At 64.4% G+C, this 26186-nt stretch carries 20 protein-coding genes and 4 tRNA genes; 22 read left to right on the forward strand and 2 right to left on the reverse strand.

What is annotated here, in order from left to right; translation table 11 throughout:
• Positions 1-161 precede the first annotated feature (161 nt).
• Entirely contained in the window at positions 162-605 is a 444-nt protein-coding gene (locus ACJA3S_RS07585; RefSeq protein WP_406821359.1) for an Hsp20 family protein, read from the forward strand.
• A 205-nt stretch (positions 606-810) separates the two neighbouring features.
• Here ACJA3S_RS07585 and ACJA3S_RS07590 read toward each other — a convergent pair whose 3' ends face one another.
• A complete protein-coding gene (locus ACJA3S_RS07590; RefSeq protein WP_406821360.1) occupies positions 811-4113 on the reverse strand; it encodes a PAS domain S-box protein in 3303 nt (1100 codons plus the stop codon).
• A gap of 61 nt (positions 4114-4174) precedes the next feature.
• On the reverse strand, positions 4175-5053 hold the full coding sequence (locus ACJA3S_RS07595) for a LysR family transcriptional regulator (protein ID WP_406821361.1): 879 nt from the start codon (positions 5051-5053) through the stop codon (positions 4175-4177).
• A 130-nt stretch (positions 5054-5183) separates the two neighbouring features.
• Here ACJA3S_RS07595 and leuC point away from each other — a divergent pair, with 130 nt between their 5' ends.
• The 21 genes from leuC (at position 5184) to ACJA3S_RS07700 (ending at position 25717) form a co-directional block, all read left to right on the forward strand.
• The gene (gene leuC, locus ACJA3S_RS07600; protein WP_406821362.1) at positions 5184-6617 is read left to right on the forward strand and encodes a 3-isopropylmalate dehydratase large subunit; all 1434 of its coding nucleotides are present in this window, start codon (positions 5184-5186) and stop codon (positions 6615-6617) included.
• Positions 6614-7258 (forward strand): 3-isopropylmalate dehydratase small subunit, encoded by a 645-nt coding sequence (leuD, locus tag ACJA3S_RS07605; protein ID WP_114170365.1) that lies wholly within the window; start codon positions 6614-6616, stop codon positions 7256-7258. Before leuC ends, leuD begins: the two co-directional genes overlap by 4 nt.
• Before the next feature lie 132 nt (positions 7259-7390).
• Entirely contained in the window at positions 7391-8155 is a 765-nt protein-coding gene (locus ACJA3S_RS07610) for a class I SAM-dependent methyltransferase (RefSeq protein ID WP_406821363.1), read from the forward strand.
• A gap of 54 nt (positions 8156-8209) precedes the next feature.
• On the forward strand, positions 8210-9292 hold the full coding sequence (gene leuB / locus ACJA3S_RS07615) for a 3-isopropylmalate dehydrogenase (RefSeq protein ID WP_406821364.1): 1083 nt from the start codon (positions 8210-8212) through the stop codon (positions 9290-9292).
• Positions 9293-9355: 63 nt separating this feature from the next.
• Entirely contained in the window at positions 9356-10468 is a 1113-nt protein-coding gene (gene asd / locus ACJA3S_RS07620; protein WP_023660790.1) for an aspartate-semialdehyde dehydrogenase, read from the forward strand.
• Positions 10469-10854: 386 nt separating this feature from the next.
• On the forward strand, positions 10855-11859 hold the full coding sequence (locus ACJA3S_RS07625) for an aspartate-semialdehyde dehydrogenase (protein ID WP_406821365.1): 1005 nt from the start codon (positions 10855-10857) through the stop codon (positions 11857-11859).
• 71 nt (positions 11860-11930) lie between these two features.
• A complete protein-coding gene (locus tag ACJA3S_RS07630) occupies positions 11931-14630 on the forward strand; it encodes a FimV/HubP family polar landmark protein (protein WP_406821366.1) in 2700 nt (899 codons plus the stop codon).
• Positions 14631-14822: 192 nt separating this feature from the next.
• Positions 14823-15683 carry a tRNA pseudouridine(38-40) synthase TruA gene (truA, locus tag ACJA3S_RS07635; RefSeq protein ID WP_406821367.1) on the forward strand — a complete coding sequence of 287 codons (861 nt, stop codon included), beginning with the start codon at positions 14823-14825 and terminating at the stop codon, positions 15681-15683.
• A gap of 61 nt (positions 15684-15744) precedes the next feature.
• On the forward strand, positions 15745-16365 hold the full coding sequence (locus tag ACJA3S_RS07640; protein WP_406821368.1) for a phosphoribosylanthranilate isomerase: 621 nt from the start codon (positions 15745-15747) through the stop codon (positions 16363-16365).
• Between the two features lie 217 nt (positions 16366-16582).
• Positions 16583-17476, forward strand: a complete 894-nt coding sequence (gene accD, locus ACJA3S_RS07645; protein WP_170028947.1) for an acetyl-CoA carboxylase, carboxyltransferase subunit beta — start codon at positions 16583-16585, stop codon at positions 17474-17476.
• Complete coding sequence (gene folC / locus ACJA3S_RS07650) at positions 17476-18783, forward strand: bifunctional tetrahydrofolate synthase/dihydrofolate synthase (RefSeq protein WP_406821369.1); 1308 nt, start codon at positions 17476-17478, stop codon at positions 18781-18783. The genes accD and folC overlap by 1 nt, the downstream gene beginning before the upstream one ends.
• Complete coding sequence (locus tag ACJA3S_RS07655; RefSeq protein ID WP_406821370.1) at positions 18767-19462, forward strand: SPOR domain-containing protein; 696 nt, start codon at positions 18767-18769, stop codon at positions 19460-19462. Before folC ends, ACJA3S_RS07655 begins: the two co-directional genes overlap by 17 nt.
• A gap of 280 nt (positions 19463-19742) precedes the next feature.
• Positions 19743-20300 carry a CvpA family protein gene (locus ACJA3S_RS07660; RefSeq protein ID WP_170028950.1) on the forward strand — a complete coding sequence of 186 codons (558 nt, stop codon included), beginning with the start codon at positions 19743-19745 and terminating at the stop codon, positions 20298-20300.
• Positions 20301-20342: 42 nt separating this feature from the next.
• Entirely contained in the window at positions 20343-21848 is a 1506-nt protein-coding gene (purF, locus tag ACJA3S_RS07665) for an amidophosphoribosyltransferase (protein WP_170028951.1), read from the forward strand.
• Positions 21849-21863: 15 nt separating this feature from the next.
• The gene (locus tag ACJA3S_RS07670; RefSeq protein WP_406821371.1) at positions 21864-23075 is read left to right on the forward strand and encodes an O-succinylhomoserine sulfhydrylase; all 1212 of its coding nucleotides are present in this window, start codon (positions 21864-21866) and stop codon (positions 23073-23075) included.
• Positions 23072-23845, forward strand: a complete 774-nt coding sequence (locus ACJA3S_RS07675; RefSeq protein ID WP_170028953.1) for an SDR family oxidoreductase — start codon at positions 23072-23074, stop codon at positions 23843-23845. The genes ACJA3S_RS07670 and ACJA3S_RS07675 overlap by 4 nt, the downstream gene beginning before the upstream one ends.
• Before the next feature lie 229 nt (positions 23846-24074).
• Positions 24075-24150: transfer RNA gene (locus tag ACJA3S_RS07680), tRNA-Val, on the forward strand.
• A gap of 66 nt (positions 24151-24216) precedes the next feature.
• Positions 24217-24293: transfer RNA gene (locus tag ACJA3S_RS07685), tRNA-Asp, on the forward strand.
• Between the two features lie 99 nt (positions 24294-24392).
• Positions 24393-24469, forward strand: a tRNA-Asp gene (locus tag ACJA3S_RS07690).
• 141 nt (positions 24470-24610) lie between these two features.
• Positions 24611-24687, forward strand: a tRNA-Asp gene (locus ACJA3S_RS07695).
• A gap of 199 nt (positions 24688-24886) precedes the next feature.
• Positions 24887-25717, forward strand: coding sequence for a DUF2242 domain-containing protein (locus tag ACJA3S_RS07700; RefSeq protein WP_406821372.1), 831 nt, complete (start codon positions 24887-24889; stop codon positions 25715-25717).
• Positions 25718-26186 lie beyond the last annotated feature (469 nt).

The following is a 26186-nucleotide window of genomic DNA, read 5'->3' on the forward strand; positions in this document are numbered from 1 at the left end:
GCGCTTTCACCGGCGTGCCGGCGAAAAGGGAACACACTGTTTGAAGATTTTTTTGCTGCCCCCTCTTGAAAGCATTTCCCTCGACCCTATCTCTTGAGTACGCGATGCCGAAGTCGGGTCGCGTAGTGACTTTACTTGCTGAATCTCAGGAGTTTATGACCATGAACACTGCTTTCTCTCTTGCTCCACTGTTCCGCCATTCCGTAGGTTTCGACCGTTTCAACGACCTGTTCGAATCTGCGGCACGTAACGAGGCCGGTAGCAGCTACCCGCCCTACAACGTGGAAAAGCATGGCGATGACCAATACCGCATCGTGGTAGCCGCAGCCGGCTTCCAGGAGCAGGACCTCGACCTGCAGGTCGAAAAAGGTGTCCTGACCGTGTCCGGTGGCAAGCGCGACAACAGCACTGAAGAAGTGACCTACCTGCACCAGGGTATCGCGCAGCGCGCCTTCAAGCTGTCCTTCCGCCTGGCCGACCATATCGAAGTCAAGGCTGCCGGCCTGGCCAATGGCCTGCTCAGCATCGACCTGCTGCGCATCGTGCCTGAAGAAGCCAAGGCCAAGCGCATCCCGATCAATGGTGACAAGCCAGCGCTGAACTGATCGCGGCGATGTGAAAAAGGGCACCCCCCCGGGGTGCCCTTTTTTGTGCCCGCTGTACTGGCCTTTGCGCGCTACCTTTTGTAGGAGCGGCCTTGTGTCGCGATGGGGCGCGAAGCGGCCCCCAGACCCAGCCGTCGCAACTATAACCAGGGCTGCGGCGCGCCCATCGCGGCACCAGGCCGCTCCAGCAGGGCGCGTGTCAGTGTCAGCTCCCGGAATTCGCCGGCGCCTCCAGCAACATCTGCCGAAACTCCGACAAGGGCAGCGGACGGCTGTGCAGGTACCCCTGGTACAAATGGCAGCCCAGCCGCTCCAGGAACTCCAGCTGTTCGGTCAGTTCCACCCCTTCGGCAATCACCGCCAGGTCCAGGCTGCGGGCCATGGCGACGATGGCGCGGACGATTTCGGCGTCGTTCGGGTCCATCGGCGCATCGCGCACGAAGGTCTGGTCGATTTTCAGTGCGTCCACCGGCAGCCGCTTCAGGTAGGTCAGCGAGGAGTAGCCGGTGCCGAAGTCGTCCATGGCAAAACTTACCCCCTGGCGCTTCAGCTCACGCATCTTGCTGATGGTGTCTTCGAGGTTCTGGATGACGATACCTTCGGTGATTTCCAGCTTCAGCATCTGCCGTGGCAAACGGTAGTCGTCCAGGCTGCGCAGCACCCGCCCGACGAAGTCGTTCTGGCGGAATTGCCGCGGGCTGATGTTCACGCACAGGCTGAAGCTGTCGGCCTCGACCAGCCCGTCGGCCAGCATGCTGGCGCAGGCGTCGCAGGCTTCGTCGAGAATCCAGCTGCCAACTTCCAGGATCAGGCCGCTTTCTTCCAGCACCTGGATGAATTGTGCCGGCGGTTGCTGGCCCAGTTGCGGGTGGTGCCAGCGCAGCAACACCTCGGCACCGACGATGCGGTTGTCACGCGCGTCCACCTGCGGTTGAAAGTGCAACGCCAGTTCGCCACGGGCCAGGGCCAGGCGCAGGTCGTTTTCCATGCGCAGGCGCTCGCTGGCGGCTTTCTGCATGGTGGTGTGGAACAACTGGGTGGTGTTGCGCCCGGAATCCTTGGCCCGGTACAAGGCGATATCGGCGCGCTTGAGCAGGTCGGCTGGCGTGGCGCCATGGTCGGGGATCAGTGCGACACCAATGCTCGGCGTCACCTGCAGGCGCTGGCCATCCAGCGACATCGGCTCGGCGAGCAGTTCGCGCAGGGTGTCGGCCAGTTCGCGGACCTTTGCTTCGACCATGTCGCGGCTGCCTTCCAGGCCGCTCAGCAATACCACGAACTCGTCGCCGCCCAGGCGCGCCACGGTGTCTTCCAGGCGCACGCTGGCTTCCAGGCGCGCAGTGACGATCTTCAGCACCGTGTCGCCCACCGGGTGGCCCAGCGAGTCGTTGATGTGCTTGAAATGGTCGAGGTCGAGGAACAGCAGGGCGCCGCGCAGGTTATGGCGCTTGAGCAGGGCGATCTGCTGGCTCAGGCGGTCCATCAGCAGGGCGCGGTTGGGCAGGTTGGTCAATGGATCGTGATAGGCCAGGTGGCGGATCTGCGCTTGGGCATTCTTCAGCTGGCTGACATCGCGAGCATTCAGCAACAGGCAGTCGACTTCGTTCAGGGTAATGGGTTCGACCGATACCTCCACGGTGAGGATATCGCCACGCTTGTTGCGCCCGAGCATCTCGCGGTGGTGCACCCGGCCACGCTCGCGTAATTCGGCCAGCAGGGCGCTTCGCTGCTTGTCGTCGGCCCAGATGCCCACCTCGTACACCGTGCGGCCGACCACTTCGGCGGCGCTGTAGCCGGTCAGGCGGCAGAAACCGTCGTTGATTTCCAGGTAGCGGCCACTGTAGCGCTCGGTGATGGTGATGGCGTCGGGGCTGGAGTGGAAGGCTTTGGCGAACTTCTCCTCGCTGGACTTGAGCGCCGCCTCGGCGCGCTGCTGCTGGGTGATGTCGCGCAGGGTGGTGACGCTGCAGGGCTGGCCGTCGACGGTGATCAGGCGGCTGGAAATCACGCAGGTCAGCGGTGCGCCATTGCGGTGGTTGACCACCACGGCGACGTTGCTCAGGGCCTGTTCGCGGATCACCCGCTCGATGCGTTGCGCGCGCTCGAAGGTCTCGGCCCACAGGCCGATTTCCTCGGCCGTGCGGCCGATGACCTGGTCGGTGCTCCAGCCAAAGGTCTGGGTGAACGCCGGGTTGATCTCGATGAACTGGCCGGTGTCCTGGCGGTTGACGCAGATCGGGTCGGGGCTGACCTGGAACAGGCTGGCGAACTTTTCTTCCGAAGCGCTCAGGCGTTGTTCGCGTTCCACCTGGTCGGTGATGTCGAGCAAGGTGCCGGCCATGCGCAGCGGGTTGCCCTGCTCGTCGCGGTACAGCCGGGCGCGGCTTTCGATATAGCGCGAGACGCCGTTTTCCAGTTGTACCTGGTAAGTGACCTGGTAGTTGCCGGCAGGGCCTTCGCGCAAGCTGCGGTAGGTCTGGCGCATGGCGTTGCGCTCTTGCTCCGGTACCCCTTCGAAGAATGCGTCGAACGATTCGTGAAAGGGGATCGGCGGCAGGCCATGCAACTGCGCGGCGCGGGCCGAGCCGTAGAGCATGCCGCTGGGGATATGCCAGTCCCAGGTGCCCAGCTGGGCCGAGTCCAGGGCCAGGTCCAGGCGCTCCTGGCTTTCCTTCAGCGCCTGTTCGGCGCGTTTGCGTTCGGTGGTGTCCATGAAGGTGCTGAGCAGGAAGGTCACGCCCTCCAGCTCTATGCCTTGGGTGCTGAGTATGCCGTCATGCACCTTGCCGCTGATGGCGCGGAACTGTACTTCCAGGTTCAACGGGCCGTTGCTGGTGCGGGTCGACTCCAGTAACTGGTGACGCTGTTCGGGGTTGACCCACAGGCCCAGTTCCAGGCTGGTCTTGCCGATCACCTGGCTGCCGGGCCAGCCGAACATGTTTTCGAAGTGCTGGTTGACCTCGAAAATCATGCCGTCGTGGCGGCGGGTCAGCAGAATGGCGTTGGGGCTGAGGTGGAACAGGGTGGCGAAGCGCTTTTCCGAGTTGATCAGCGCGGTTTCCCGTTCGCGCTGGCGGGTGATCTCGCGGATCACCCCGATCATCTGCGGCCGGCCTTGCTGGTCATGGGTCAGGCTGCCGTTGATCTCCAGCCAGTGCAGGCTGCCGTCCGGCCAGCGGATGCGATGGCGCATGGCCTTTTCCGCCGGCTCGCCGTTGACCACCGCCTGGAACAGCTGGCGGGTGCGGGCGCGGTCTTCTTCTGGCAGCAGGTCGAGATAGTCGATATCGCTGGGTAGTGGCTTGTACGGGTCGAAGCCGAACAGCGCCTGGGTGCCGCGCGACCAGCTCACCCGGCCGGTCTGTATATCCCACAGCCAGGCGCCCAGCCGCGCCCCATTGAGCGCGGCCAGCAGTTGCGGGGCGTTCTGCCAGGCCTGTTCCGACTCCTGAGGATCGGCCGCAGGGATGCGCGGCAGGCGCGGAAAGCGGTTCGCTGATTTGGGCATCGGTACCAGACCTTTGGCGTATGTCGCGTCCTTTGAAGTGAAAAACCGGGCTGACGACCGGTCAGGCGGGCCCCGCGTGGCTGTCGAGCAGGGCCATGAATGCCCTGGCCGCGTTCGATAACGTACGCTCAGTGTGCAAAATGTAGCCTAGCTGGCGCGACAGCTGTATGCCCGGCAAAGTGATGGATGCAACCTGTTCATCGAGCATGGTGCGCGGTAGCACGCTCCAGGCCAGGCCGATCGACACCATCATCTTGATGGTTTCCAGATAATTGGTGCTCATGGCGATGTTCGGGGCCAGGCCCTGGCTTTCGAACAGGCGCTGGACGATATGGTGGGTAAAGGTATTGCCGCCCGGGAATACTGCCGGGTGGCGCGCGACGTCGGCCAGGCTCACCGCCTGGTTGGCGGCCAGTGGGTGTTCAGGCGCGGCAACGAAGTCCAGGGCGTCGTCCCACACCGGCACGGCCTTGACCAGGTGGTGCGGTTCGGGGGCCAGGGTGATCACGGCAATCTCGGCGCGGCCATGCAGGATTTCGTCGTAGGCCTGTTCCGAATCCATGAACTGGATATCCAGCGCCACGGCTGGGTATTGGCGCGTGAAGGCCCGCAACAGCGGCGGCAGCCGGTGCAGGCCGATGTGGTGGCTGGTGGCCAGGGTCAGGCGGCCGCTGACTTCGCCGGTCAGGTTGGTCAGCGCCCGGCGGGTATCATCGAGCACATTGAGGATCTGGTAGGCGCGCGGCAGCAAGGCGCGGCCAGCCTCGGTCAGGGTGACCTCGCGGCCCAGCCGGTCGAACAGGCGGACATCCAGTTGCTGTTCCAGCCCGGCGATGCGCTTGCTGACCGCTGGTTGGGTCAGGAACAGGCGCTCGGCCGCGCCGGAAAAGCTTCCGGTTTCGGCAATGGCGATGAAGGCGCTAAGGTTGGCCAGGTCCATGGTCTGAATTCCTGTTGGTTATCCAAAGCATAAAAATTATGAATTTGAGTTATTCAATCTAACGCCCTAGCATCGACCGCACAAGCCAAGGGGTCTTTGGCATAGAAAGACGCTGATGAGGAACAGTCTGATGGCTGGCAAAACGCTCTACGACAAACTCTGGGAAGCCCATGAGGTCAAGCGCCGCGATGACGGCTCGTCCTTGATCTACATCGACCGCCACATCATCCACGAAGTGACGTCGCCCCAGGCCTTCGAAGGCCTGCGCCTGGCCAACCGCAAGCCTTGGCGCATCGACGCCAACATTGCAACGCCGGACCACAACGTGCCGACCACGCCGGAGCGCAAGGGCGGTATCGAAGCCATCGTCGACCAGGTGTCGCGCCTGCAGGTACAGACCCTCGACGAAAACTGTGACGAGTACGGCATCGTCGAATTCAAGATGAACGACGAGCGCCAGGGCATCGTCCACGTCATCAGCCCGGAGCAGGGTGCCACCTTGCCGGGCATGACCGTGGTCTGCGGCGATTCGCACACCTCCACCCACGGCGCTTTCGGCGCCCTGGCCCACGGTATCGGTACTTCCGAAGTCGAGCACGTGCTGGCGACCCAGTGCCTGGTCGCCAAGAAGATGAAGAACATGCTGGTGCGCGTGGAAGGCCAGTTGCCTGCCGGCGTTACCGCCAAGGACATCGTCCTGGCGGTGATCGGCAAGATCGGCACCGCCGGTGGTAACGGCCACGCCATGGAATTTGCCGGCAGCGCCATCCGCGAATTGTCGATGGAAGGCCGCATGACCATCTGCAACATGTCCATCGAAGCCGGTGCCCGCGTAGGCCTGGTAGCGGTGGACGACACCACCGTCGCCTATGTCGAAGGCCGCCCGTACGCGCCCAAGGGCGAGCAGTGGAAACAGGCGGTCGCAGCCTGGAAAGGCCTGGTTTCCGACGCTGACGCGGTGTTCGACACCGTGGTCGAGCTCGACGCTGGGCAAATCAAGCCGCAGGTCAGCTGGGGCACTTCGCCGGAGATGGTCCTGGCCGTCGACCAGCGCGTGCCGGACCCAGCTGCCGAGCCGGACCTGATCAAGCGTGGTTCGATCGAGCGTGCCCTCAAGTACATGGGCCTGGCCGCCAACCAGGCGATCACCGACATCAAGCTCGACCGCGTGTTCATCGGCTCGTGCACCAACTCGCGCATCGAAGACCTGCGCGCCGCGGCTGCAATCGCCAAGGGCCGCAAGGTCGCTGCCAACGTCAAGCAGGCGCTGGTGGTGCCGGGCTCGGGCCTGGTCAAGGCCCAGGCCGAACGCGAAGGCCTGGACAAGATCTTCATCGAAGCCGGTTTCGAATGGCGTGAACCAGGCTGCTCGATGTGCCTGGCGATGAACCCGGACCGCCTGGAGAGCGGCGAGCACTGCGCGTCCACCTCCAACCGCAACTTCGAAGGCCGGCAGGGCGCCGGTGGTCGTACCCACCTGGTCAGCCCGGCCATGGCCGCCGCCGCCGCGGTGACCGGCCACTTCATCGATGTCCGCGAGTTGATCCAAGGGAGCGCAGCATGAAAGCCTTTACCCAGCACACTGGCCTCGTCGCCCCGTTGGACCGTGCCAACGTCGACACCGACCAGATCATCCCCAAGCAGTTCCTGAAGTCGATCAAGCGCACCGGCTTCGGCCCCAACCTGTTCGACGAGTGGCGTTACCTGGATGTGGGCCAGCCCTACCAGGACAACAGCAAGCGCCCGTTGAACAAGGAATTCGTGCTCAACCACGAACGTTACCAGGGCGCCAGCGTGCTGCTGGCGCGGGAGAACTTCGGTTGCGGCTCGAGCCGTGAGCACGCGCCATGGGCGCTGGACGAGTACGGCTTCCGCAGCGTGATCGCGCCGAGCTTTGCCGACATCTTCTTCAATAACAGCTTCAAGAACGGCTTGCTGCCGATCATCCTCAGTGATGAGGAAGTCGACGAGCTGTTCAAGCAGGTCGAAGCCAACCCGGGCTACCAGCTGGTCATCGACCTGCAGGCGCAGGCCGTGACCCGCCCGGATGGCAAGGTGCTGCACTTCGAGATCGACGCGTTCCGCAAGCACTGCCTGCTCAATGGCCTGGACGATATCGGCCTGACCTTGCAGGACAGCGACGCGATCAAGGCTTTCGAAGGCAAGCACCGCGCAGCGCAGCCTTGGCTGTTCCGTGATGCCTGATTGTTTGTAGGTGACAGTACCGGCCTCTTCGCGGGCACGCCCGCTCCCACAGAGAGCAGCGCTGTACCTGTGGGAGCGGGCATGCCCGCGAAAGGGCCGGTACAGGCGGCAAGAAACCAAAAGGATCGAGACATGACCAGCACCACCCACACCGATGTGGTCCAACGCCAGTTCGGCGAACAGGCCAGCGCCTACCTCAGCAGCGCCGTACACGCCCAGGGCAGCGAATTCGCCCTGCTGCAGGCCGCGCTGGCGGGGCAGGGCCATGCCCGCGTGCTGGACCTGGGCTGCGGTGCCGGCCATGTCAGCTTCCACGTCGCCCCGCTGGTTGCCGAAGTGGTTGCCTACGACCTTTCGCAAGCCATGCTCGACGTGGTCGCCAGTGCCGCTGCCGAGCGCGGCCTGGCCAATATCACTACCGAACGCGGCGCCGCCGAACACCTGCCGTTCGCCGACGCCTCGTTCGACTTCGTCTTCAGCCGCTACTCGGCCCACCACTGGAGCGACCTGGGCCTGGCCCTGCGCGAAGTGCGCCGGGTGCTCAAGCCGGGCGGCGTGGCAGCCTTCATCGACGTCATGTCGCCCGGCAGCCCGTTGCTCGATACCTACCTGCAAACGGTCGAAGTGCTGCGCGACACCAGCCATGTACGCGACTACTCCGCCGCCGAATGGCAGCGCCAGGTCAGCGAGGCCGGCCTGTACGTGCGCAGCCACACCCGCCAGCCGCTGCGCCTGGAGTTCGGCAGCTGGGTCGAGCGCATGCGCACCCCCGAGCCGATGCGCGTGGCCATCCGCCAGTTGCAGCAAGCCATGGGCGCAGAAGTACGGCAGTATTACCAGATCGAGGCCGATGGTTCGTTCAGCACGGATGTGCTGGTGTTGTGGGCCGAGCGTTAAGAACTTTTCGGTGTGGCCCGCTTGGCCGCACCGCGTGAATGGATAGAGGAAAGCATGAGCAAGCAGATTCTGATTCTCCCAGGTGACGGTATCGGCCCGGAAATCATGGCCGAGGCGGTCAAGGTGCTGGAGCTGGCCAACGACAAGTTCCAGCTCGGTTTCAGCCTGGCCCACGACGTCATCGGTGGCGCTGCCATCGACAAGCACGGCGTGCCGCTGGCCGACGAGACCCTGGAACGTGCGCGCAAGGCCGATGCCGTGCTGCTGGGCGCCGTGGGCGGGCCGAAGTGGGACAAGATCGAGCGTGACATCCGCCCGGAGCGCGGCCTGCTGAAGATCCGTTCGCAACTGGGGCTGTTCGCCAACCTGCGCCCGGCCATCCTCTATCCGCAACTGGCCGATGCCTCGTCGCTCAAGCCGGAAATCGTCTCCGGCCTGGACATCCTCATCGTTCGTGAGCTGACTGGCGGTATCTACTTCGGTGCGCCGCGTGGCCAGCGCGAGCTGGCGGGCGGCGAACGCCAGGCCTACGACACCCTGCCGTACAGCGAAAGCGAAGTGCGCCGCATTGCCCGGGTCGGCTTCGACATGGCCCGTGTGCGCGGCAAGAAGCTGTGCTCGGTGGACAAGGCCAACGTCCTGGCGTCCAGCCAGCTGTGGCGCGAAGTGGTCGAGGACGTGGCCAAGGACTACCCGGACGTGGAACTGAGCCACATGTACGTCGACAATGCTGCCATGCAGCTGGTGCGAGCACCCAAACAGTTCGACGTGATGGTGACCGACAACATGTTCGGTGACATTCTGTCGGATGAAGCTTCCATGCTGACCGGTTCCATCGGCATGCTGCCTTCGGCGTCGCTGGATGCCGACAACAAGGGCATGTACGAACCGTGCCACGGCTCGGCGCCAGACATCGCCGGCCTGGGTATCGCCAACCCGTTGGCGACCATCCTTTCGGTGTCGATGATGCTGCGCTACAGCTTCAACCAGGCGGCTGCCGCCGAAGCGATCGAGAAGGCCGTGAGCGTGGTTCTGGACCAGGGCCTGCGCACCGGCGACATTTTCTCGGAAGGCTGCCGCAAGGTGGGTACGCAGGAAATGGGCGACGCAGTAGTCGCAGCGCTGCGGAATCTGTAATCTCTCTGGCCCGCCACCCCAAATTCCCGGTGGCGGCCCACTTTTAGCAAAGGTGTAGTTGCGATGAAACGTGTAGGTCTGATCGGTTGGCGCGGTATGGTCGGTTCCGTGCTCATGCAGCGGATGCTGGAGGAGCAGGATTTCGACCTTATCGAGCCGGTGTTCTTCACCACCTCCAACGTCGGTGGCCAAGGCCCGAACGTGGGCAAGGATACTGCTCCACTCAAGGACGCTTATTCGATCGAAGAACTCAAGACCCTCGACGTGATCCTGACCTGCCAGGGCGGCGACTACACCAACGAGGTCTTCCCCAAGCTGCGTGAAGCCGGCTGGCAGGGCTACTGGATCGATGCCGCTTCGTCCCTGCGCATGCAGGATGACGCGGTGATCATCCTCGACCCGGTCAACCGCAAGGTCATCGACCAGCAACTGGACGCGGGTACCAAGAACTACATCGGCGGCAACTGCACCGTCAGCCTGATGCTGATGGGCCTGGGCGGCCTGTTCGAAGCCGGCCTGGTCGAGTGGATGAGCGCCATGACCTACCAGGCGGCCTCGGGTGCGGGCGCGCAGAACATGCGTGAGCTGATCAAGCAGATGGGCGCTACCCACGCCGCAGTGGCCGATGACCTGGCCAACCCGGCCAGTGCCATCCTCGACATCGACCGCAAGGTTGCCGAAACCATGCGTAGCGAAGCGTTCCCGACCGAGAACTTCGGTGTGCCGCTGGCTGGTAGCCTGATCCCGTGGATCGACAAGGAGCTGCCGAACGGCCAGAGCCGCGAAGAGTGGAAGGCCCAGGCCGAGACCAACAAGATCCTCGGGCGCTTCAAGAGCCCGATCCCGGTGGACGGCATCTGCGTGCGCATCGGCGCCATGCGTTGCCATAGCCAGGCGCTGACCATCAAGCTGAACAAGGATGTGCCGCTCGCCGACATCGAAGGCATGATCAGTCAGCACAACCCTTGGGTGAAACTGGTGCCGAACCAGCGGGAGATCAGCATGCAGGAGCTGACCCCGACCAAGGTGACCGGGACCCTGAATATTCCGGTTGGCCGTTTGCGCAAGCTGAACATGGGGTCGCAGTACCTCGGCGCGTTCACCGTCGGTGACCAGCTGCTGTGGGGCGCGGCCGAACCGCTGCGTCGCATGCTGCGGATCCTGCTGGAGCGTTGATCGTTCTGGTGTGACCGAAAACCCGTGCTGGCGACAGTGCGGGTTTTTTATTTCCTGTCCTGCCAGTCCCAGCTTGGCTTTTGCTTTTGCTCTTGCTTTTGCTTCTAAGCGCGCGATAGTTCAGGCGCCGCCGAATGCGACTTCAGGAGGCCGAACGTAGGCCTCCTGAAGTCGCGAAGATCAAGATCAAGATCAAGATCAAGATCAAGATCAAGATCAAGATCAAGATCAAGAGCAAGAGCAAGAGCAAGAGCAAGAGCAAGAGCAAGAGCAAGGGCGGAGTGAATAGGGTTTGGCTGTGGGGCGGGGTTTGGGCTGGCACAGACAAAACTCTACAATCCAAGTAAAGTGCCGCCCCCGCCGTTTTCAGCAAAAGGATTCCTTCCATGACAAACCCTTTGGACATCGCCGTCGTCGGCGCCACCGGCAGCGTCGGTGAAGCTCTGGTACAGATCCTCGAAGAGCTGGCCTTCCCGGTCGGCACGCTGCACCTGCTGGCCAGCATGGAATCCGCCGGTAGCAGCGTGATGTTCGCCGGCAAGAAGCTGAAAGTACGCGAAGTGGACAGCTTCGACTTCGCCCAGGTCAAGCTCGCCTTCTTCGCCACCGGCGCCGCCGTCAGCCGCAGTTTTGCCGGTAAGGCGCTGCAGGCGGGTTGTACGGTTATCGACCTGTCCGGCGGCCTGGACGACGCCCTGGCCCTGGTGCCCGAAGCCAACGCCGAACGCCTGGCCGGCCTGGCGCTACCCGCGCGCATTGTCAGCCCGTGCTCGGCCGCCGTTGCCCTGGCTGTGGCGCTGGCACCGCTCAAAGGCCTGCTGGATATCGAGCGAGTGCAAGTGATGGCGGCGCTGGCCGTGTCCGCACAGGGCCGCGAAGCGGTCACTGAGCTGGCCCGGCAAACCGCCGAGCTGCTCAATGCCCGGCCGCTGGAGCCACGCTTCTTCGACCGTCAGGTGGCCTTCAACCTGCTGGCCCAGGTGGGTGCTGCCGATGAACAGGGCCATACCGCGCTGGAACGGCGCCTGGTCAGCGAGCTGCGTGTGCTGCTGGGCATGCCTGAACTGAAGATTTCCGTGAGCTGTGTTCAAGTCCCGGTGTTTTTTGGCGATAGCTTCAGTGTGGCGGTGCAGAGCCGTCGCCCGGTCGACCTGGAGGCGATTCAACAGGCACTCGAGGCCGCCGACAGTGTCGAACTGGTGGAACGCGACGATTATCCGACCCCGGTTGGTGACGCAGTGGGCCAAGACGTGGTCTATGTTGGTCGTGTACGGCACGGCGTTGATGAAGACCAGCAGCTCAACCTCTGGCTGACCACCGACAACGTGCGCAAAGGCGCCGCGCTGAACGCCGTGCAAGTGGCGCAATTGTTGATTAAACACATGCCGTAAAAGATACTGGCGAGCAATTTTGTCCTGCTCCGCATGCAGGTTTCAGGACGCTTCATACAAGGGAAGAGGTCATGCTTCGAATTCGCAAACTGGTTCTGGCCATGGCTGCAGCATCGGCGCTGTCATCAGGCATGGCGAATGCCCTGGGCCTGGGGGAGTTGACCCTCAAGTCGGCACAGAACCAGCCGCTGGACGCCGAGATCGAGCTGCTGGACGTGCGCGACCTCACCGCCGCCGAAGTGGCGCCGAGCCTGGCGCCGCCGGAAGAGTTCAGCAAGGCCGGGGTGGCGCTGCCGCCTTATCTCGAAGACCTGACCTTCACGCCGGTGATCAACCCCAACGGCAGGAGCGTGCTGCGGGTAACCTCCAGCCAGCCGCTGCCCGGGCCGGTGGTCAAGTTCCTGGTCCAGGTGATGTGGCCGCAGGGGCGTCTGCTGCGTGACTACAGTGTGCTGCTCGACCAGGCCAAGGCCCAGGGCGACAAGCCGGCGGCAAGCAATGTTGCACCGGCGGTGACCAGTGCCGGCAGCTACACCACCCAACGTCGTGACACCTTGTGGCAGATTGCCGCGCGCAACACCCAGGGTGGCTCGATCCAGCAGACCATGATCGCGATCCAGGCGCTGAACCCGGACGCCTTCATCGGCAACAACATCAACCAGCTGAAGGTGGGCCAGGTGCTGCGCCTGCCTGACCAGCAGCAGATCCAGAGTATTGCCCAGGGCGAGGCGACCCGTGAGGTGGCCGAGCAGTATGCGGCCTGGCGTGAAGGCCGCCGTCTGGGCCCACGTGCCCGCCAGCTGGATGCCACCCGTCGCGGTGCCGCCGATGCGGCCCCGGCGCGCATTGCCCAGGGCGACAACCTGCGCCTGGTCAGCCCGGGCACCCAGGCCGGCGCCGACCAGGCCAAGGCACTCAGCGACAAGCTGGCCGTGGCCGAGGAAAGCCTGGACACCAGCCGTCGTGACAACGAAGAGCTCAAGAGCCGCATGGCCGACCTGCAGAGCCAGCTGGACAAGCTGCAGCGTCTGATCGAGCTGAAGAACAACCAGTTGGCCCGCCTGGAGGCCCAGGGCGCAGCTGCCCCGGCCCAGCCTGCAGCCGATGCGCAACCCGTGGTCAAGCCTGCACCTGCCGCCGTGGATACCGCGCCCAAGCCGGCGCCAGCCACCGAGGCCGCAGCCAATGAACAGCCTGGCGGCGTGCTGGAGGAAATCACCGGCAACCCGCTGCTGCTGGGGCTGATTGCCGGCAGTGCATTCCTCGTGCTGCTGCTTCTGCTGTTGCTGCTGGCGCGCAAGCGCAAGGCCCAGCAGGAAGCCGAGAAACACCTGCGCATGGCGCGCGCGCTGGAAGAAGAGCAGGGCGCAGGCTTCGACAACGACAGCGCAAGCCTCGAGGGCGTCGACGTCTCGGCCCCGAGCGTGACCCTGTCGCCAGCCGTGGTCGCCGCTTCGGCCGCCGCCGCCGCAGCAGCGGAAAAACCGCCGACAGCTGCCGTCGAAGCGCAGCCCGAGGCGCAAGCCGACCCGTACGCCGCGCTGCTGGAGGAAGTTGGGCAATGCCTGGCCGCCGGCCGTCTGAACCGTGCTGCCGACCTGCTGGAGCCCGCTGTGGCCGCCGCGCCGCAGCGTGATGACCTGCGCCTGCAACTGATGGATGTGTACGCCCGTCAGGGTGACCAGAGCGCCTTCGCCGAGCAGGAGCGCAAGCTGCCGGCCAGCGAGCAGAACAGCGCCGCAGTTGCCGGCTTGAAGGAACGCTACCCGGCCATGCTCGGCCTGGCTGCTGCCGGCCTCGGTGCTGCGGCCCTGGCTGCCGAGATGGACGAACAGTATGTGCAGGGCTTGCTGCAGGATCAGCCTGAAACCCCAGCGGCTGCCGATGTCGGGCTGGACGACCTGCCGCCCCTCGAGCCACAGTTGGCGGTCGAGCCGGAGGCCGTCGCGCCAGCGCAGCCTGAAGCAGCGCTAGAGCCGGAAGCGGGGCTGGATGCCTTCGATGAAGTGCCGACCCTGGATGTACCGGGCCTGGATGAGCAGGACCTGGACAGTGCCTTCGACCTGAGCCTGGGTGATGACCTGCCCGAGGATGGCCCACTGGCCGCACCAGTGCTGGATGAGCCGGTACTGGATGAGCCTCTGCCGGCAGAGGTTCCGGCAGCAGAAGAGCCGGTTGCCGTCGATGCCGAGCTGCAGGCCGATGCCGACGCCGATTTCGAGGCCATGCTGGCCCAGGCCGAAGCGCAACCCACGGTCGACCTGGCCGATTTCGACCTCGATGTCAGCGAGCCGGTTGCCCCGGCTGCCCCGGCGGCGGCCGACGAGCCCGCGGTGGATGTCGCTGCGGAACTGGCCGCCTTCGACAACGTGCCGGCGTTCGACCCGTTGTCCGAATTCGACCTGCCGTCCGACTTCGACCTGTCGTTGTCGCTGGAAGACGATTCGCCGGCAGCCAAGAGCTTTGCCTCCGAGCTGGACGACGTCAACGCCGAGCTGGACAAGCTGTCGCAGAGCCTCGAGTCCCCCTCGCTGGAACCGCACTTCACCAGCGAAGACGCGGCTGCCCAGCCCGAGCCCGAGCCACTGGACGACCTGGACTTCGACTTCTTCTCCGGCAGCGACGAAGTGGCCACCAAGCTTGACCTGGCCCGTGCCTATATCGACATGGGCGACCACCAGGGGGCACGTGACATCCTCGATGAAGTGGTCAAGGATGGCGATGAAAGTCAGCGCCAGGAAGCCGAGGACATGCTTTCCCGCCTGATTTGAGGCAGGCAAGCCTGGCCTTTTCGCGGGTAAACCCGCTGCCACAAGTTACCCCGGGGCCTGTAACCCGTGGTGCCCTGTGGGGGCGGGTTCAGCCGCGAAGAAACCATCAAAGACCGTGCAGGTCCGGCGGCAGCCCAACACGGCTGCCGTTGTCGTTATAATCCCCGCCATTTCGTACACCCCACAGGTTTCATGCTCTTGGACATCATCGACACCGCCGCCGCCGAGTCTGCGGCCGAAGGCTACTCTCGCATCGCCCTGGGCGTGGAATACAAAGGTGCGCGCTACCGCGGCTGGCAGCGCCAGGCCAGTGGTGTGCCGAGTGTCCAGCAGGCGCTCGAACAAGCCTTGTCCAAGGTGGCCAACGAGCCGATCTCGGTCATCTGCGCCGGGCGCACCGATGCCGGCGTACACGGCTGCGGGCAAGTCGTGCATTTCGACACCCGCGCCGTGCGCGACGAGCGCGCCTGGACCATGGGTACCAACTTCAACCTGCCGCATGACATCAGTGTGGTCTGGTCGCGGCCGATGCCGGCCGACTTCCACGCCCGTTTCAAGGCCTGTGCCCGGCGTTACCGCTACGTCATCTACAACGACCCGATCCGCCCGGCGCACCTGGCCGAGGAGGTCACCTGGAACCATCGCCCGCTGGATGTCGAGCGCATGGCGCAAGCCGCGCAGTACCTGCTTGGCACCCATGATTTCAGCGCCTTCCGTGCCAGCCAGTGCCAGGCCAAGTCGCCGATCAAGCACATCTACCACCTGCGCGTGACCCGCCATGGCCAGATGATCGTGCTGGATGTACGCGCCACCGCCTTCCTGCACCACATGGTGCGCAACATTGCCGGCGTCCTGATGACCATCGGTGCCGGCGAACGCCCGGTGGCCTGGGCGCGTGAGGTGCTGGAGGGGCGCAACCGCCGCGAAGGCGGGGTCACGGCGCACCCGTACGGGCTCTACCTGGTGCAGGTGGAGTACCCCGAGGAGTATGCCCTGCCCAGGCGTTACATCGGCCCACACTTTTTGACCGGCTACGAGGCACTGGCTGACTGACGGGCCAAACGTCATTTGTTAACATCCGGCCTTTCACTGCCACCAGCAGGGTTCGCTGTCCATGAGCAACGTTCGCAGCAAGATCTGCGGTATTACCCGCATCGAAGACGCACTCGCCGCTGCCGAGGCCGGGGCTGATGCCATCGGCCTGGTGTTCTACGCCAGGAGCCCCCGCGCGGTGGACGTGCGTCAGGCGCGGGCGATCATCGCCGCACTGCCGCCGTTCGTGACCACGGTGGGGCTGTTCGTCAACGCCACACGCTGCGAGCTGAACGAGATTCTCGAAGCGGTGCCGCTGGACCTGCTACAGTTCCACGGCGATGAAACCCCGCAGGACTGCGAGGGTTACCAGCGCCCCTGGATCAAGGCCCTGCGGGTGCGCCCGGGCGACGACCTGGAGGCGGCCTGCCGGCTTTACGCCAGCGCCCGCGGCATTCTGCTGGACACCTACGTACCTGGCGTACCCGGGGGTACCGGTGAGGCATTCGACTGGTCGCTGGTACCGGCGCGCCTGAGCAAGCCGGTCATCCTGGCCGGTGGGCTGTCGGCCGACAATGTCGGCCAGGCCATCGCCCAGGTGCGGCCATACGCGGTGGATGTCAGTGGCGGCGTGGAGCAGGCCAAGGGCATCAAGGATGCAGCGAAGATCGAAGCCTTCGTGCAGGCGGTGAAACAGGCGTGATGGCAGATGTGACGGCTGGCTGCGCGCCATCGTCCATAGCTTTCGCAGCCCTGTTGGGCAGCCGCCTGCGCCTGAGGCGGCAGAACGACACATTAGCGGTGGAGTGGCGCGCCGGAAGCCCCGGCGGTCGGTCCATCATCGTTTCATACAAGATTGTGAGCTCAAGGGCAGGGCCGGCGATAGCGGCCGCTGCCTGCCGATACTGGAGAAAGAAAGCATGAGCAACTGGTTAGTCGACAAACTGATCCCTTCGATCATGCGTTCCGAGGTGAAGAAGAGCTCGGTGCCTGAAGGCCTGTGGCACAAGTGCCCGGCCTGCGAGGCCGTGCTGTATCGTCCGGAGCTGGAAAAGACCCTGGATGTCTGCCCCAAGTGCAACCACCACATGCGCATCGGCGCACGTGCGCGCATCGACATCTTCCTCGACGCCGATGGCCGTGCCGAACTGGGCGCCGACCTGGAGCCGGTCGACCGCCTGAAGTTTCGTGATGGCAAGAAGTACAAGGACCGCCTGGCCGGTGCCCAGAAGCAGACCGGCGAGAAAGACGCGCTGATCTCCATGAGCGGCACCCTGATGGGCATGCCGATCGTGGTCAGTGCCTTCGAGTTCTCCTTCATGGGTGGCTCGATGGGCGCTATCGTCGGCGAGCGTTTCGTGCGCGCCGCCAACTACGCCCTGGAACACCGCTGCCCGATGGTCTGCTTCTCCGCCTCGGGTGGTGCGCGCATGCAGGAAGCGCTGATCTCGCTGATGCAGATGGCCAAGACTTCGGCCGTGCTGGCGCGCCTGCGTGAAGAAGGCATCCCGTTCATCTCGGTACTGACCGACCCGGTGTACGGTGGCGTATCCGCCAGCCTGGCGATGCTCGGCGACGTGATCGTTGGCGAGCCGAAGGCGCTGATCGGGTTCGCCGGCCCACGCGTGATCGAGCAGACCGTGCGCGAGAAACTGCCGGAAGGCTTCCAGCGCAGCGAGTTCCTGCTGGAGCACGGCGCCATCGACCTGATCATCCCGCGTGGTGAGCTGCGTCCGCGCCTGGCCCGCCTGCTGGCGCAGATGACTGGCCAGAAAACCCCGGAGCAGGCGCGTGAGGCGGCTGCCGTCGCGTGATGAAACAACGATCCCTGGGCGAATGGCTCGCCTACCTCGAGCAGTTGCACCCCACGGCCATCGACATGGGCCTGGAGCGGTCGCAGAAGGTGCTTGCCCGGCTGGCGCTGGGCAAGCTGGCGCCACGCGTGGTAACGGTGACCGGTACCAACGGCAAGGGCTCTACCTGCGCCTTCGTGGCTTCGCTGCTGCGTGCCCAGGGGTTGAAGGTCGGCGTCTACAGTTCGCCGCACCTGTTGCGTTACAACGAACGGGTGCTGATCGATGGCCAGGAAGCCAGCGATCAGCACCTGTGTGACGCCTTCGCCGCTGTCGAAGCGGCGCGGGGCGATATTTCGCTGACCTATTTCGAAATGGGCACCCTGGCCGCGTTCTGGTTGTTCTACCAGTCGCAACTGGACGCGGTGGTGCTGGAAGTCGGCCTGGGTGGGCGCCTGGACACCGTCAACGTGGTGGATGCCGACCTGGCCCTGGTGACCAGCATCGGCGTCGACCATGTCGACTACCTGGGCGATACCCGCGAGCAGGTGGCCTTTGAAAAGGCCGGGATCTTCCGTCAGGGCAAGCCTGCCCTGTGTGGTGACCTGGATCCGCCCCAGCCGCTGCTGGACAAGGCCGCCGAGCTGGCTGCGCCATTGTTCCTGCGCGGGCGCGATTTCGACCTGGCCAGCGCCGATGGCCACTGGAGCTGGCGTGGTACAACCGCGACAGGGGAGCCGGTAGCGTTGCCCGACCTGCCATTGCTCGACCTGCCGATGGAGAACGCCGCGCTCGCCCTGCAAGCCTACCTGCTGATGGGGCTGCCGTGGGACGCCGGGCAGATTCGCCAGGCGCTGCTGGATACCCGTATCACCGGGCGCCTCGATCGTCGGCTGCTGAGCTGGCAGGGGCGGCCGGTGGAGCTGTTGCTGGATGTAGGGCACAACCCGCACGCCGCAGAATACCTGGCGCGACGCCTGGCCGCCCGCCCGCTGAAGGGGCGCCGCCTGGCGGTGTTCGGGCTGCTCGCCGACAAGGACCTGGACGGTGTTGTCGCGCCGCTGCAGGGCCTGGTCGACGACTGGGCGGTGGCGCCGCTGGACACCCCGCGCAGCCGCCCGGCTGCCGAGCTGGCCGCGGCCTTGACGAACCTCGGCGCCGCAGTGAAGTCTTATGCCAGCGTCGACGCCGCCCTCGAGGGGCAATGCGCGCAGGCGACGGCAGATGACCAGATCCTGCTGTTCGGTTCGTTTTTCTGTGTTGCCCAGGCGCTGGAATGGCTGGAGCGGCACGCCCAGGAGGGTGGAGTAGATGGCAGTGCTGGATAAAGGGATGAAACAGCGCATGGTGGGTGCGTTGGTGCTGGTGGCGCTGGCGGTGATTTTCCTGCCGATGCTGTTCACCCGCGAGGACGAGATGCGCCAGGTGCACGTCGAGGCCCCGCAGGCACCGGCCATGCCAAACCTGCCGGAAGTGAAGGTGGAGCCGGTCGCCGTGCCGGAGCCACAGGCCATTGCGCAAGAGCCACAACAGCCCCCGGTGGTGGTAGAAGAATCCACTGCACCGGCGAGCCCGCCCAGCCAGCCGATCACGCCGTCGCCGCAGGCCCAGGCCCAGGCTCAAACTCAGGTGCAGGCTCAGCCGCCCAAGGCCCAGGCTCCTGCGCCGAAGGTCGAGCCCAAGCCGGAGCCCAAGCCGGCAGTCGCTTCGGCCCCGGCCGCTGCCGTGGCCAAAGCGGAAGCGCCCTCGAAGATCGACGTCAATGGCCTGCCGGTCAGTTGGTCCATCCAGCTGGCCAGCCTGTCCAACCGCGCCGGTGCCGAGAAGCTGCAACAAACCTTGCGTAGCCAGGGTTACAACGCCTATGTCCGCTCGGCGGGTGGCATGAACCGGGTGTACGTGGGGCCGTTGATCGAGCGCGCCGAGGCCGAGCGCATGCGCGATGCGATCAACCGCCAGAACAGCCTCAAGGGCTTTGTGGTGCGTTTCCAGCCCGAGCGCAGCTGATACTGCTGACTCGGTCCGTGTAGGAGCGGCCTCGTGTCGCGATCGGGCCGCGCCGCGGCCCCAGCAATTTCGGCTATAGCACTAACCGAGGGGCCGCGGCACGGCCCGATCGCGACACAAGGGCCGCTCCTGCAGAAGTCGCGTTTCGCTTTGGCGCGCAATCCTTGCGGGAGCTGGCTTGCCGACGATGAAACCAACAGCAATCGTCCTGACATTCCGCTTACCCAACCCCTCGCCGCTCTGGTAAAATGCGCCGCCTCAAACGTCTGCAGGCAGCACCGTGGCATTTACCCTGGTTGATTGGGCGATCATCGCGATCATCGCCGTCTCCACACTGATCAGTCTCAAGCGCGGCTTCGTCAAGGAAGCCATGTCCTTGCTCATCTGGATCATTGCCGGCGCGGTTGCCTGGATGTTCGGCGGTTCGCTCTCGGTATATCTTGAAAGCTACATCCAGACGCCGTCGATGCGGGTCATCGCCGGCTGCGCCATTCTGTTCGTCGCCACCTTGCTGGTAGGCGCCATGATCAACTTCCTCATCGGCGAGCTGATCCGCGTGACCGGGTTGTCCGGCACCGATCGTTTCCTGGGCATGGCCTTCGGCGCCGCGCGCGGGGCCTTGCTGGTGGTGGTGGCCATCGGGCTGATCAGCCTGGGGCCGGTTCAACAGGACACCTGGTGGCAGGAATCACGCCTGATACCACAATTTCTCTTGGTTGCCGACTGGTCGAAAAACCTGATCCTGGGTTTTACCGGCCAGTGGACACCCAGTGGGCTGATCGGCACTCCGGCTGATCTTCCGTTCAAGGAACAGTTGCTCGGGCCGGCAAAGCCCTGAGCGCTATTCACTCAAGTTTCGTCAAAGTAGGGGTTGCGTCGCATGTGTGGCATCGTCGGTATCGTCGGTAAGTCGAACGTCAATCAGGCGCTGTATGACGCGCTTACGGTCCTCCAGCACCGCGGCCAGGACGCTGCCGGTATCGTGACCAGCCATGACGGCCGGTTGTTCCTGCGCAAGGATAATGGCCTGGTGCGCGATGTCTTCCAGCAGCGCCACATGCAGCGCCTGGTCGGCAACATCGGCATCGGCCACGTGCGCTACCCGACAGCGGGCAGCTCGACCTCGGCCGAGGCCCAGCCGTTCTACGTCAACTCGCCGTACGGCATCACCCTGGCACACAACGGCAACCTGACCAACGTCGAGCAGCTGGCCAAGGAGATCTACGAGTCCGACCTGCGCCACGTCAACACCAACTCCGACTCGGAAGTGCTGCTGAACGTGTTCGCCCATGAGCTGGCCGTACGCGGCAAGCTGCAGCCGACCGAAGAAGACGTGTTCGCCGCCGTGTCCCACGTGCACAGCCGCTGCGTCGGCGGTTATGCCGTGGTGGCGATGATCACCGGCTACGGTATCGTCGGTTTCCGCGACCCCAACGGCATCCGTCCGGTGGTGTTCGGCCAGCGTCATACCGACGAAGGCGTGGAATACATGATCGCCTCGGAAAGCGTGGCCCTGGACGTGCTCGGCTTCACCCTGATCCGCGACCTGGCACCCGGCGAAGCGGTGTACATCACCGAAGAAGGCCAGTTGTACACCAAGCAGTGCGCCGACGCGCCGAAACTGCAGCCGTGCATCTTCGAGCACGTCTACCTGGCCCGCCCGGACTCGATCATGGACGGTGTGTCGGTGTACAAGGCGCGCCTGCGCATGGGTGAGAAGCTGGCCGAGAAGATCCAGCGCGAGCGCCCGGACCACGACATCGACGTGGTCATCCCGATCCCGGATACCAGCCGCACCGCGGCCCTGGAGCTGGCCAACCACCTGGGCGTGAAATTCCGCGAAGGCTTCGTCAAGAACCGCTACATCGGCCGTACCTTCATCATGCCCGGCCAGGCCGCGCGCAAGAAGTCGGTACGCCAGAAGCTCAACGCCATCGAGCTGGAGTTCCGCGGCAAGAACGTGATGCTGGTGGACGACTCGATCGTGCGCGGCACCACCTGCAAGCAGATCATCCAGATGGCCCGCGAAGCCGGCGCCAAGAACGTCTACTTCTGCTCCGCAGCCCCTGCGGTGCGCTACCCCAACGTCTACGGCATCGACATGCCGAGCGCTCACGAACTGATCGCCCACAACCGCACCACCGAACAGGTGGCCGAGTTGATCGGCGCCGACTGGCTGGTCTACCAGGACCTGCCGGACCTGATCGAATCGGTCGGTGGCGGCAAGATCAAGATCGAGCACTTCGACTGCGCGGTGTTCAACGGTGAATATGTCACTGGCGACATCGACGAGGCCTACCTCGACCGCATCGAACAAGCCCGCAATGACCTGGCCAAGGTCAAGAACCAGGCAGTCAGCGCGATCATCGACCTGTACAACAACTGATTCGGGAGCGACGGCATGACGGATCAATGGGATGCCGGGCGGCTGGACAGTGACCTCGAGGGTGTCGGTTTCGACACCCTGGCGGTGCGCGCCGGCCAGCACCGTTCACCGGAGGCCGAGCACAGCGAAGCGCTGTTCCTGACCTCCAGCTATGTGTTCCGCACGGCTGCCGACGCCGCCGCGCGCTTTGCCGGCGAAACGCCGGGCAACGTCTACTCGCGTTATACCAACCCGTCGGTGCGCGCCTTCGAGGAGCGCCTGGCGGCCATGGAAGGCGCCGAACAGGCCGTGGGCACCTCCACCGGCATGGCCGCGATCCTCGCCGTGGTGATGTCGCTGTGCAGTGCCGGTGACCACGTGCTGGTGTCGCAAAGCGTGTTCGGTTCGACCATCAGCCTGTTCGAGAAGTACTTCAAGCGCTTTGGCGTGCAGGTGGACTACGTGCCGCTGGTCGACCTGGCTGGCTGGGAAAAGGCCATCAAGGCCAACACCAAGCTGCTGATCGTCGAGTCGCCGTCCAACCCGCTGGCCGAGCTGGTCGATATCACTGCCCTCAGCGAGATCGCCCACGCCCACGGTGCCATGCTGGTGGTGGACAATTGCTTCAGCACCCCGGCGCTACAGCAACCGCTGAAGCTGGGTGCCGACATCGTGTTCCACTCGGCCACCAAGTTCATCGACGGCCAGGGCCGCTGCATGGGCGGCGTGGTTGCCGGGCGTGCCGAGCAGATGAAGGAAGTGGTTGGTTTCCTGCGTACCGCAGGCCCGACCCTCAGCCCGTTCAACGCCTGGATCTTCACCAAGGGCCTGGAAACCCTGCGCCTGCGCATGCGTGCGCACTGCGAAAGCGCCCAGGCACTGGCCGAATGGCTGGAGCAGCAGGAGGGCGTGGAGAAGGTGCATTACGCCGGCCTGCCGAGCCACCCGCAGCACGAGCTGGCCAAGCGCCAGATGAGCGGCTTCGGTGCGGTGGTCAGCTTCGAGGTCAAGGGCGGCAAAGCGGGCGCCTGGCGCTTCATCGACGCCACCCGGGTGATTTCCATCACCACCAACCTCGGTGACAGCAAGACCACCATCGCCCACCCGGCCACCACCTCACACGGCCGCCTGACGCCGCAGGAGCGTGAGGCCGCGGGTATCCGCGACAGCCTGATCCGTGTTGCCGTGGGCCTGGAAGACGTGGCTGACCTGCAGGCCGACCTGGCGCGCGGGCTGGCGGCACTGTGATCGAGATCGGCGGCGCTGCGCCCGGCCACAACGGCCGGGTGGCCCTGGTCACCGGTGCCGCGCGCGGCATTGGCCTGGGCATTGCCGCCTGGCTGATCTGCGAAGGCTGGCAGGTGGTGCTCAGTGACCTCGACCGCCAGCGTGGTGCCAAGGTGGCCAAGGCCCTGGGCGACAACGCCTGGTTCATTACCATGGACGTTGCCGACGAGGCCCAGGTCAGTGCCGGGGTGTCCGAGGTGCTGGGGCAGTTTGGCCGCCTGGACGCGTTGGTGTGCAACGCGGCCATTGCCAACCCGCACAACCACACCCTGGAAAGCCTGAGCCTGGCGCAGTGGAACCGCGTGCTGGCGGTCAACCTCAGTGGCCCGATGCTGCTGGCCAAGCACTGTGCGCCGTACCTGCGTGCGCACAACGGGGCGATCGTCAACCTGACCTCTACCCGGGCGCGGCAGTCCGAGCCCGACACCGAGGCCTACGCAGCCAGCAAGGGCGGCCTGGTGGCGTTGACCCATGCGCTGGCCATGAGCCTCGGCCCGGAGATCCGCGTCAATGCGGTGAGCCCGGGCTGGATCGACGCCCGCGACCCGTCGCAGCGCCGTGCCGAACCGTTGACCGAGGCCGACCATGCCCAGCATCCGACGGGCAGGGTAGGGACGGTGGAAGACGTGGCGGCCATGGTGGCCTGGCTGTTGTCACGCCAGGCGGCATTCGTTACCGGCCAGGAGTTCGTGGTCGATGGCGGCATGACCCGCAAGATGATCTACACCTGAGCATTCTGCACATCCTGTACTGGCCTCTTCGCGGGCACGCCCGCTCCCACAGGTATTTCACACAGGTCAGGATCGGTGGAGATCCTGTGGGAGCGGGCGAGCCCGCGAAGAGGTCGGTGCAGCCAACCGACCTTTTTTGAAAAAAATCCAACGGGGCTATTGACTTAGCTTCACCACCTGCGTAAATTTCGCGGCCTCAGCGAAGCAAACGCAACAAGCAACATCGCGAGGGTGATTAGCTCAGCCGGGAGAGCATCTGCCTTACAAGCAGAGGGTCGGCGGTTCGATCCCGTCATCACCCACCACTTCCTGAGAACTTCCTGGTGCTCGAGGTTTCGCAAGAAGCCGATAGCCAGAGAGGAGCGCACTGCGCAGCGGTAGTTCAGTCGGTTAGAATACCGGCCTGTCACGCCGGGGGTCGCGGGTTCGAGTCCCGTCCGCTGCGCCATTTTCAGTAACAGATGGGTGCCTGGCACCGGTCTGAAGTCGCAAGGCAAGCTGCCTTGGGCTGATCCCAGTTTCAATCGGGCGCAAGCCTGAACGATACGCAGCGGTAGTTCAGTCGGTTAGAATACCGGCCTGTCACGCCGGGGGTCGCGGGTTCGAGTCCCGTCCGCTGCGCCATCTTCGTTTCAAGGTCCCTTGAACACCTTGAAGCAAACACAAGAGAAGCGATCCAGTCATCGCTTTTTTTGTGCCTGTCCTGAGGCCATCGAGCCGCAAGGGTAGACCCAGGTTTCAATCGGGCGCAAGCCTGAATGATACGCAGCGGTAGTTCAGTCGGTTAGAATACCGGCCTGTCACGCCGGGGGTCGCGGGTTCGAGTCCCGTCCGCTGCGCCATCTTCGCCTCGAGGCCCCTTGAACGCCTCGAAGCACGAAAAAGCGACCTCAGGGTCGCTTTTTTCGTTTCTACGCCTGGCCATCGCCGGCCTTGGCCCAGATTTACACGAATCTGACAGACTCTTCACCGATCAGCGGTTCCTGTGCCAGCCTCGTGTGTTGCACAATAGGCACCTTTCTGACTTACCCGGAATACGCAATGACCAGATCTTCCGTCTTTGGTGCGCTCGGGCTGGCCCTGGTGCTGGCGGGCGTGACCGGTTGTTCCTCAAAAAAAGCCGCCGTCTACGAGCACGAGAATTTCGATGACTCGGGCACCTTTTCGCGCAGCTTCCCGGTGAGCGATGCCGGCTCTTGCGAGGCCGCCCGGCGCGCCTTGCTCAGCCAGGGGTACATCATCACCAGCAGCGGTGCCAACCAGGTGATGGGCAACAAGAGTTTCCAGCAGAACAGCGAGAATCACCTGCAGATCAGCTTCAACGTTACCTGTGCGCCGGATGTGAGCGACGAGCAGCGCTCGACCATGTTCGCCAACGCCCTGCAGGACCGCTATGCCCTGAAAAAGTCCAACACCTCGGCCAGCCTGGGCGTGGGTGTGTTGGGCTCGGTGTCGATGCCGATCGGCTCCAGCGACGACTCCATGGTCAAGGTGGCCAGCGAGACGGTGACGGCGGCGCAGTTCTATGATCGCTATTTCGCCCTGGTGGAGAGCTATCTGCCCAAGCCCAAGCCGCAGCAGGAAAGCAAGGCCAAGGTCGAGGAGCCCGCGCCGAAGGCCGAAGCGCCCGCGCCTGCCCTGGGGCTGCCGGAGCAAGCTGCGGGGGCACCGGTGGCACCAGCCCCGGCGGCGGCACCCTTGGTGGAAGCGGCGCCAGCCCCGGCTGCCGTTACCCCAGCCAATGAGGCAGAAGCGGCACCGGTGGTGGATGACAGCCAGGGCTCGCAGCCGGTGGCGCCGCCGGCGGAGGCGGCTCCTATTGAAGTACAGCAGCAAGCGCAGCCTGCCGAGGCGGCGTCGCCCGCCCTCTGATTTCTAGCACTCTCGCGGGGCTTGCCCGCTTCCACAGATAATGCGCAAGCTCCACAGCCTATGGAGATCCTGTGGGAGCGGGCAAGCCCGCGAAGAGGCCGGCACAGGGCGAACACATCCCCTGTTACAGACGCCCGGTGATCATGTCCTGAACACCTGCTACGTTTACCACTCATAAGATTGTCATCATTCCTTCACTCCACCTGCTTAGGTTGAAGGCGACACCGATAAAGATCATGAGATGAGAGGACGCAGGTCGATGGACGAATACCAGGAAGAACTTCTCGAATACCAGGCTTATGAACTGGACACTCCGGAACCGGCTGACGACGCCACCGAGCTCTAGGGTCTGTGTGAAAAGTCTTGAGACGAAGGTCAGGCAAGGCGAAAACAGCCGAGGAAGCGGAGTTTACGGGTTGTAAATGAGCATTCCGAGGCTGTTTTCAACGCAGCATCACCGAGTATCAAG

Source organism: Pseudomonas sp. KnCO4, from assembly GCF_045344305.1.
GTDB lineage: Bacteria > Pseudomonadota > Gammaproteobacteria > Pseudomonadales > Pseudomonadaceae > Aquipseudomonas > Aquipseudomonas anuradhapurensis.

Excerpts from the sequence above, each read along its gene's own strand:
- ACJA3S_RS07585 (WP_406821359.1), top strand. The coding sequence starts at position 162 with ATGAACACTGCTTTCTCTCTTGCTCCACTGTTCCGCCATTCCGTAGGT.
- ACJA3S_RS07595 (WP_406821361.1), bottom strand. The coding sequence starts at position 5,053 with ATGGACCTGGCCAACCTTAGCGCCTTCATCGCCATTGCCGAAACCGGA.
- ACJA3S_RS07640 (WP_406821368.1), top strand. The coding sequence starts at position 15,745 with ATGAGCAACGTTCGCAGCAAGATCTGCGGTATTACCCGCATCGAAGAC.
- purF (WP_170028951.1), top strand. The coding sequence starts at position 20,343 with ATGTGTGGCATCGTCGGTATCGTCGGTAAGTCGAACGTCAATCAGGCG.
- leuD (WP_114170365.1), top strand. The coding sequence starts at position 6,614 with ATGAAAGCCTTTACCCAGCACACTGGCCTCGTCGCCCCGTTGGACCGT.
- asd (WP_023660790.1), top strand. The coding sequence starts at position 9,356 with ATGAAACGTGTAGGTCTGATCGGTTGGCGCGGTATGGTCGGTTCCGTG.
- truA (WP_406821367.1), top strand. The coding sequence starts at position 14,823 with ATGCTCTTGGACATCATCGACACCGCCGCCGCCGAGTCTGCGGCCGAA.
- folC (WP_406821369.1), top strand. The coding sequence starts at position 17,476 with ATGAAACAACGATCCCTGGGCGAATGGCTCGCCTACCTCGAGCAGTTG.
- ACJA3S_RS07590 (WP_406821360.1), bottom strand. The coding sequence starts at position 4,113 with ATGCCCAAATCAGCGAACCGCTTTCCGCGCCTGCCGCGCATCCCTGCG.
- ACJA3S_RS07625 (WP_406821365.1), top strand. The coding sequence starts at position 10,855 with ATGACAAACCCTTTGGACATCGCCGTCGTCGGCGCCACCGGCAGCGTC.
- ACJA3S_RS07700 (WP_406821372.1), top strand. The coding sequence starts at position 24,887 with ATGACCAGATCTTCCGTCTTTGGTGCGCTCGGGCTGGCCCTGGTGCTG.
- accD (WP_170028947.1), top strand. The coding sequence starts at position 16,583 with ATGAGCAACTGGTTAGTCGACAAACTGATCCCTTCGATCATGCGTTCC.
- leuC (WP_406821362.1), top strand. The coding sequence starts at position 5,184 with ATGGCTGGCAAAACGCTCTACGACAAACTCTGGGAAGCCCATGAGGTC.
- ACJA3S_RS07630 (WP_406821366.1), top strand. The coding sequence starts at position 11,931 with ATGCTTCGAATTCGCAAACTGGTTCTGGCCATGGCTGCAGCATCGGCG.
- ACJA3S_RS07610 (WP_406821363.1), top strand. The coding sequence starts at position 7,391 with ATGACCAGCACCACCCACACCGATGTGGTCCAACGCCAGTTCGGCGAA.
- ACJA3S_RS07670 (WP_406821371.1), top strand. The coding sequence starts at position 21,864 with ATGACGGATCAATGGGATGCCGGGCGGCTGGACAGTGACCTCGAGGGT.
- leuB (WP_406821364.1), top strand. The coding sequence starts at position 8,210 with ATGAGCAAGCAGATTCTGATTCTCCCAGGTGACGGTATCGGCCCGGAA.
- ACJA3S_RS07655 (WP_406821370.1), top strand. The coding sequence starts at position 18,767 with ATGGCAGTGCTGGATAAAGGGATGAAACAGCGCATGGTGGGTGCGTTG.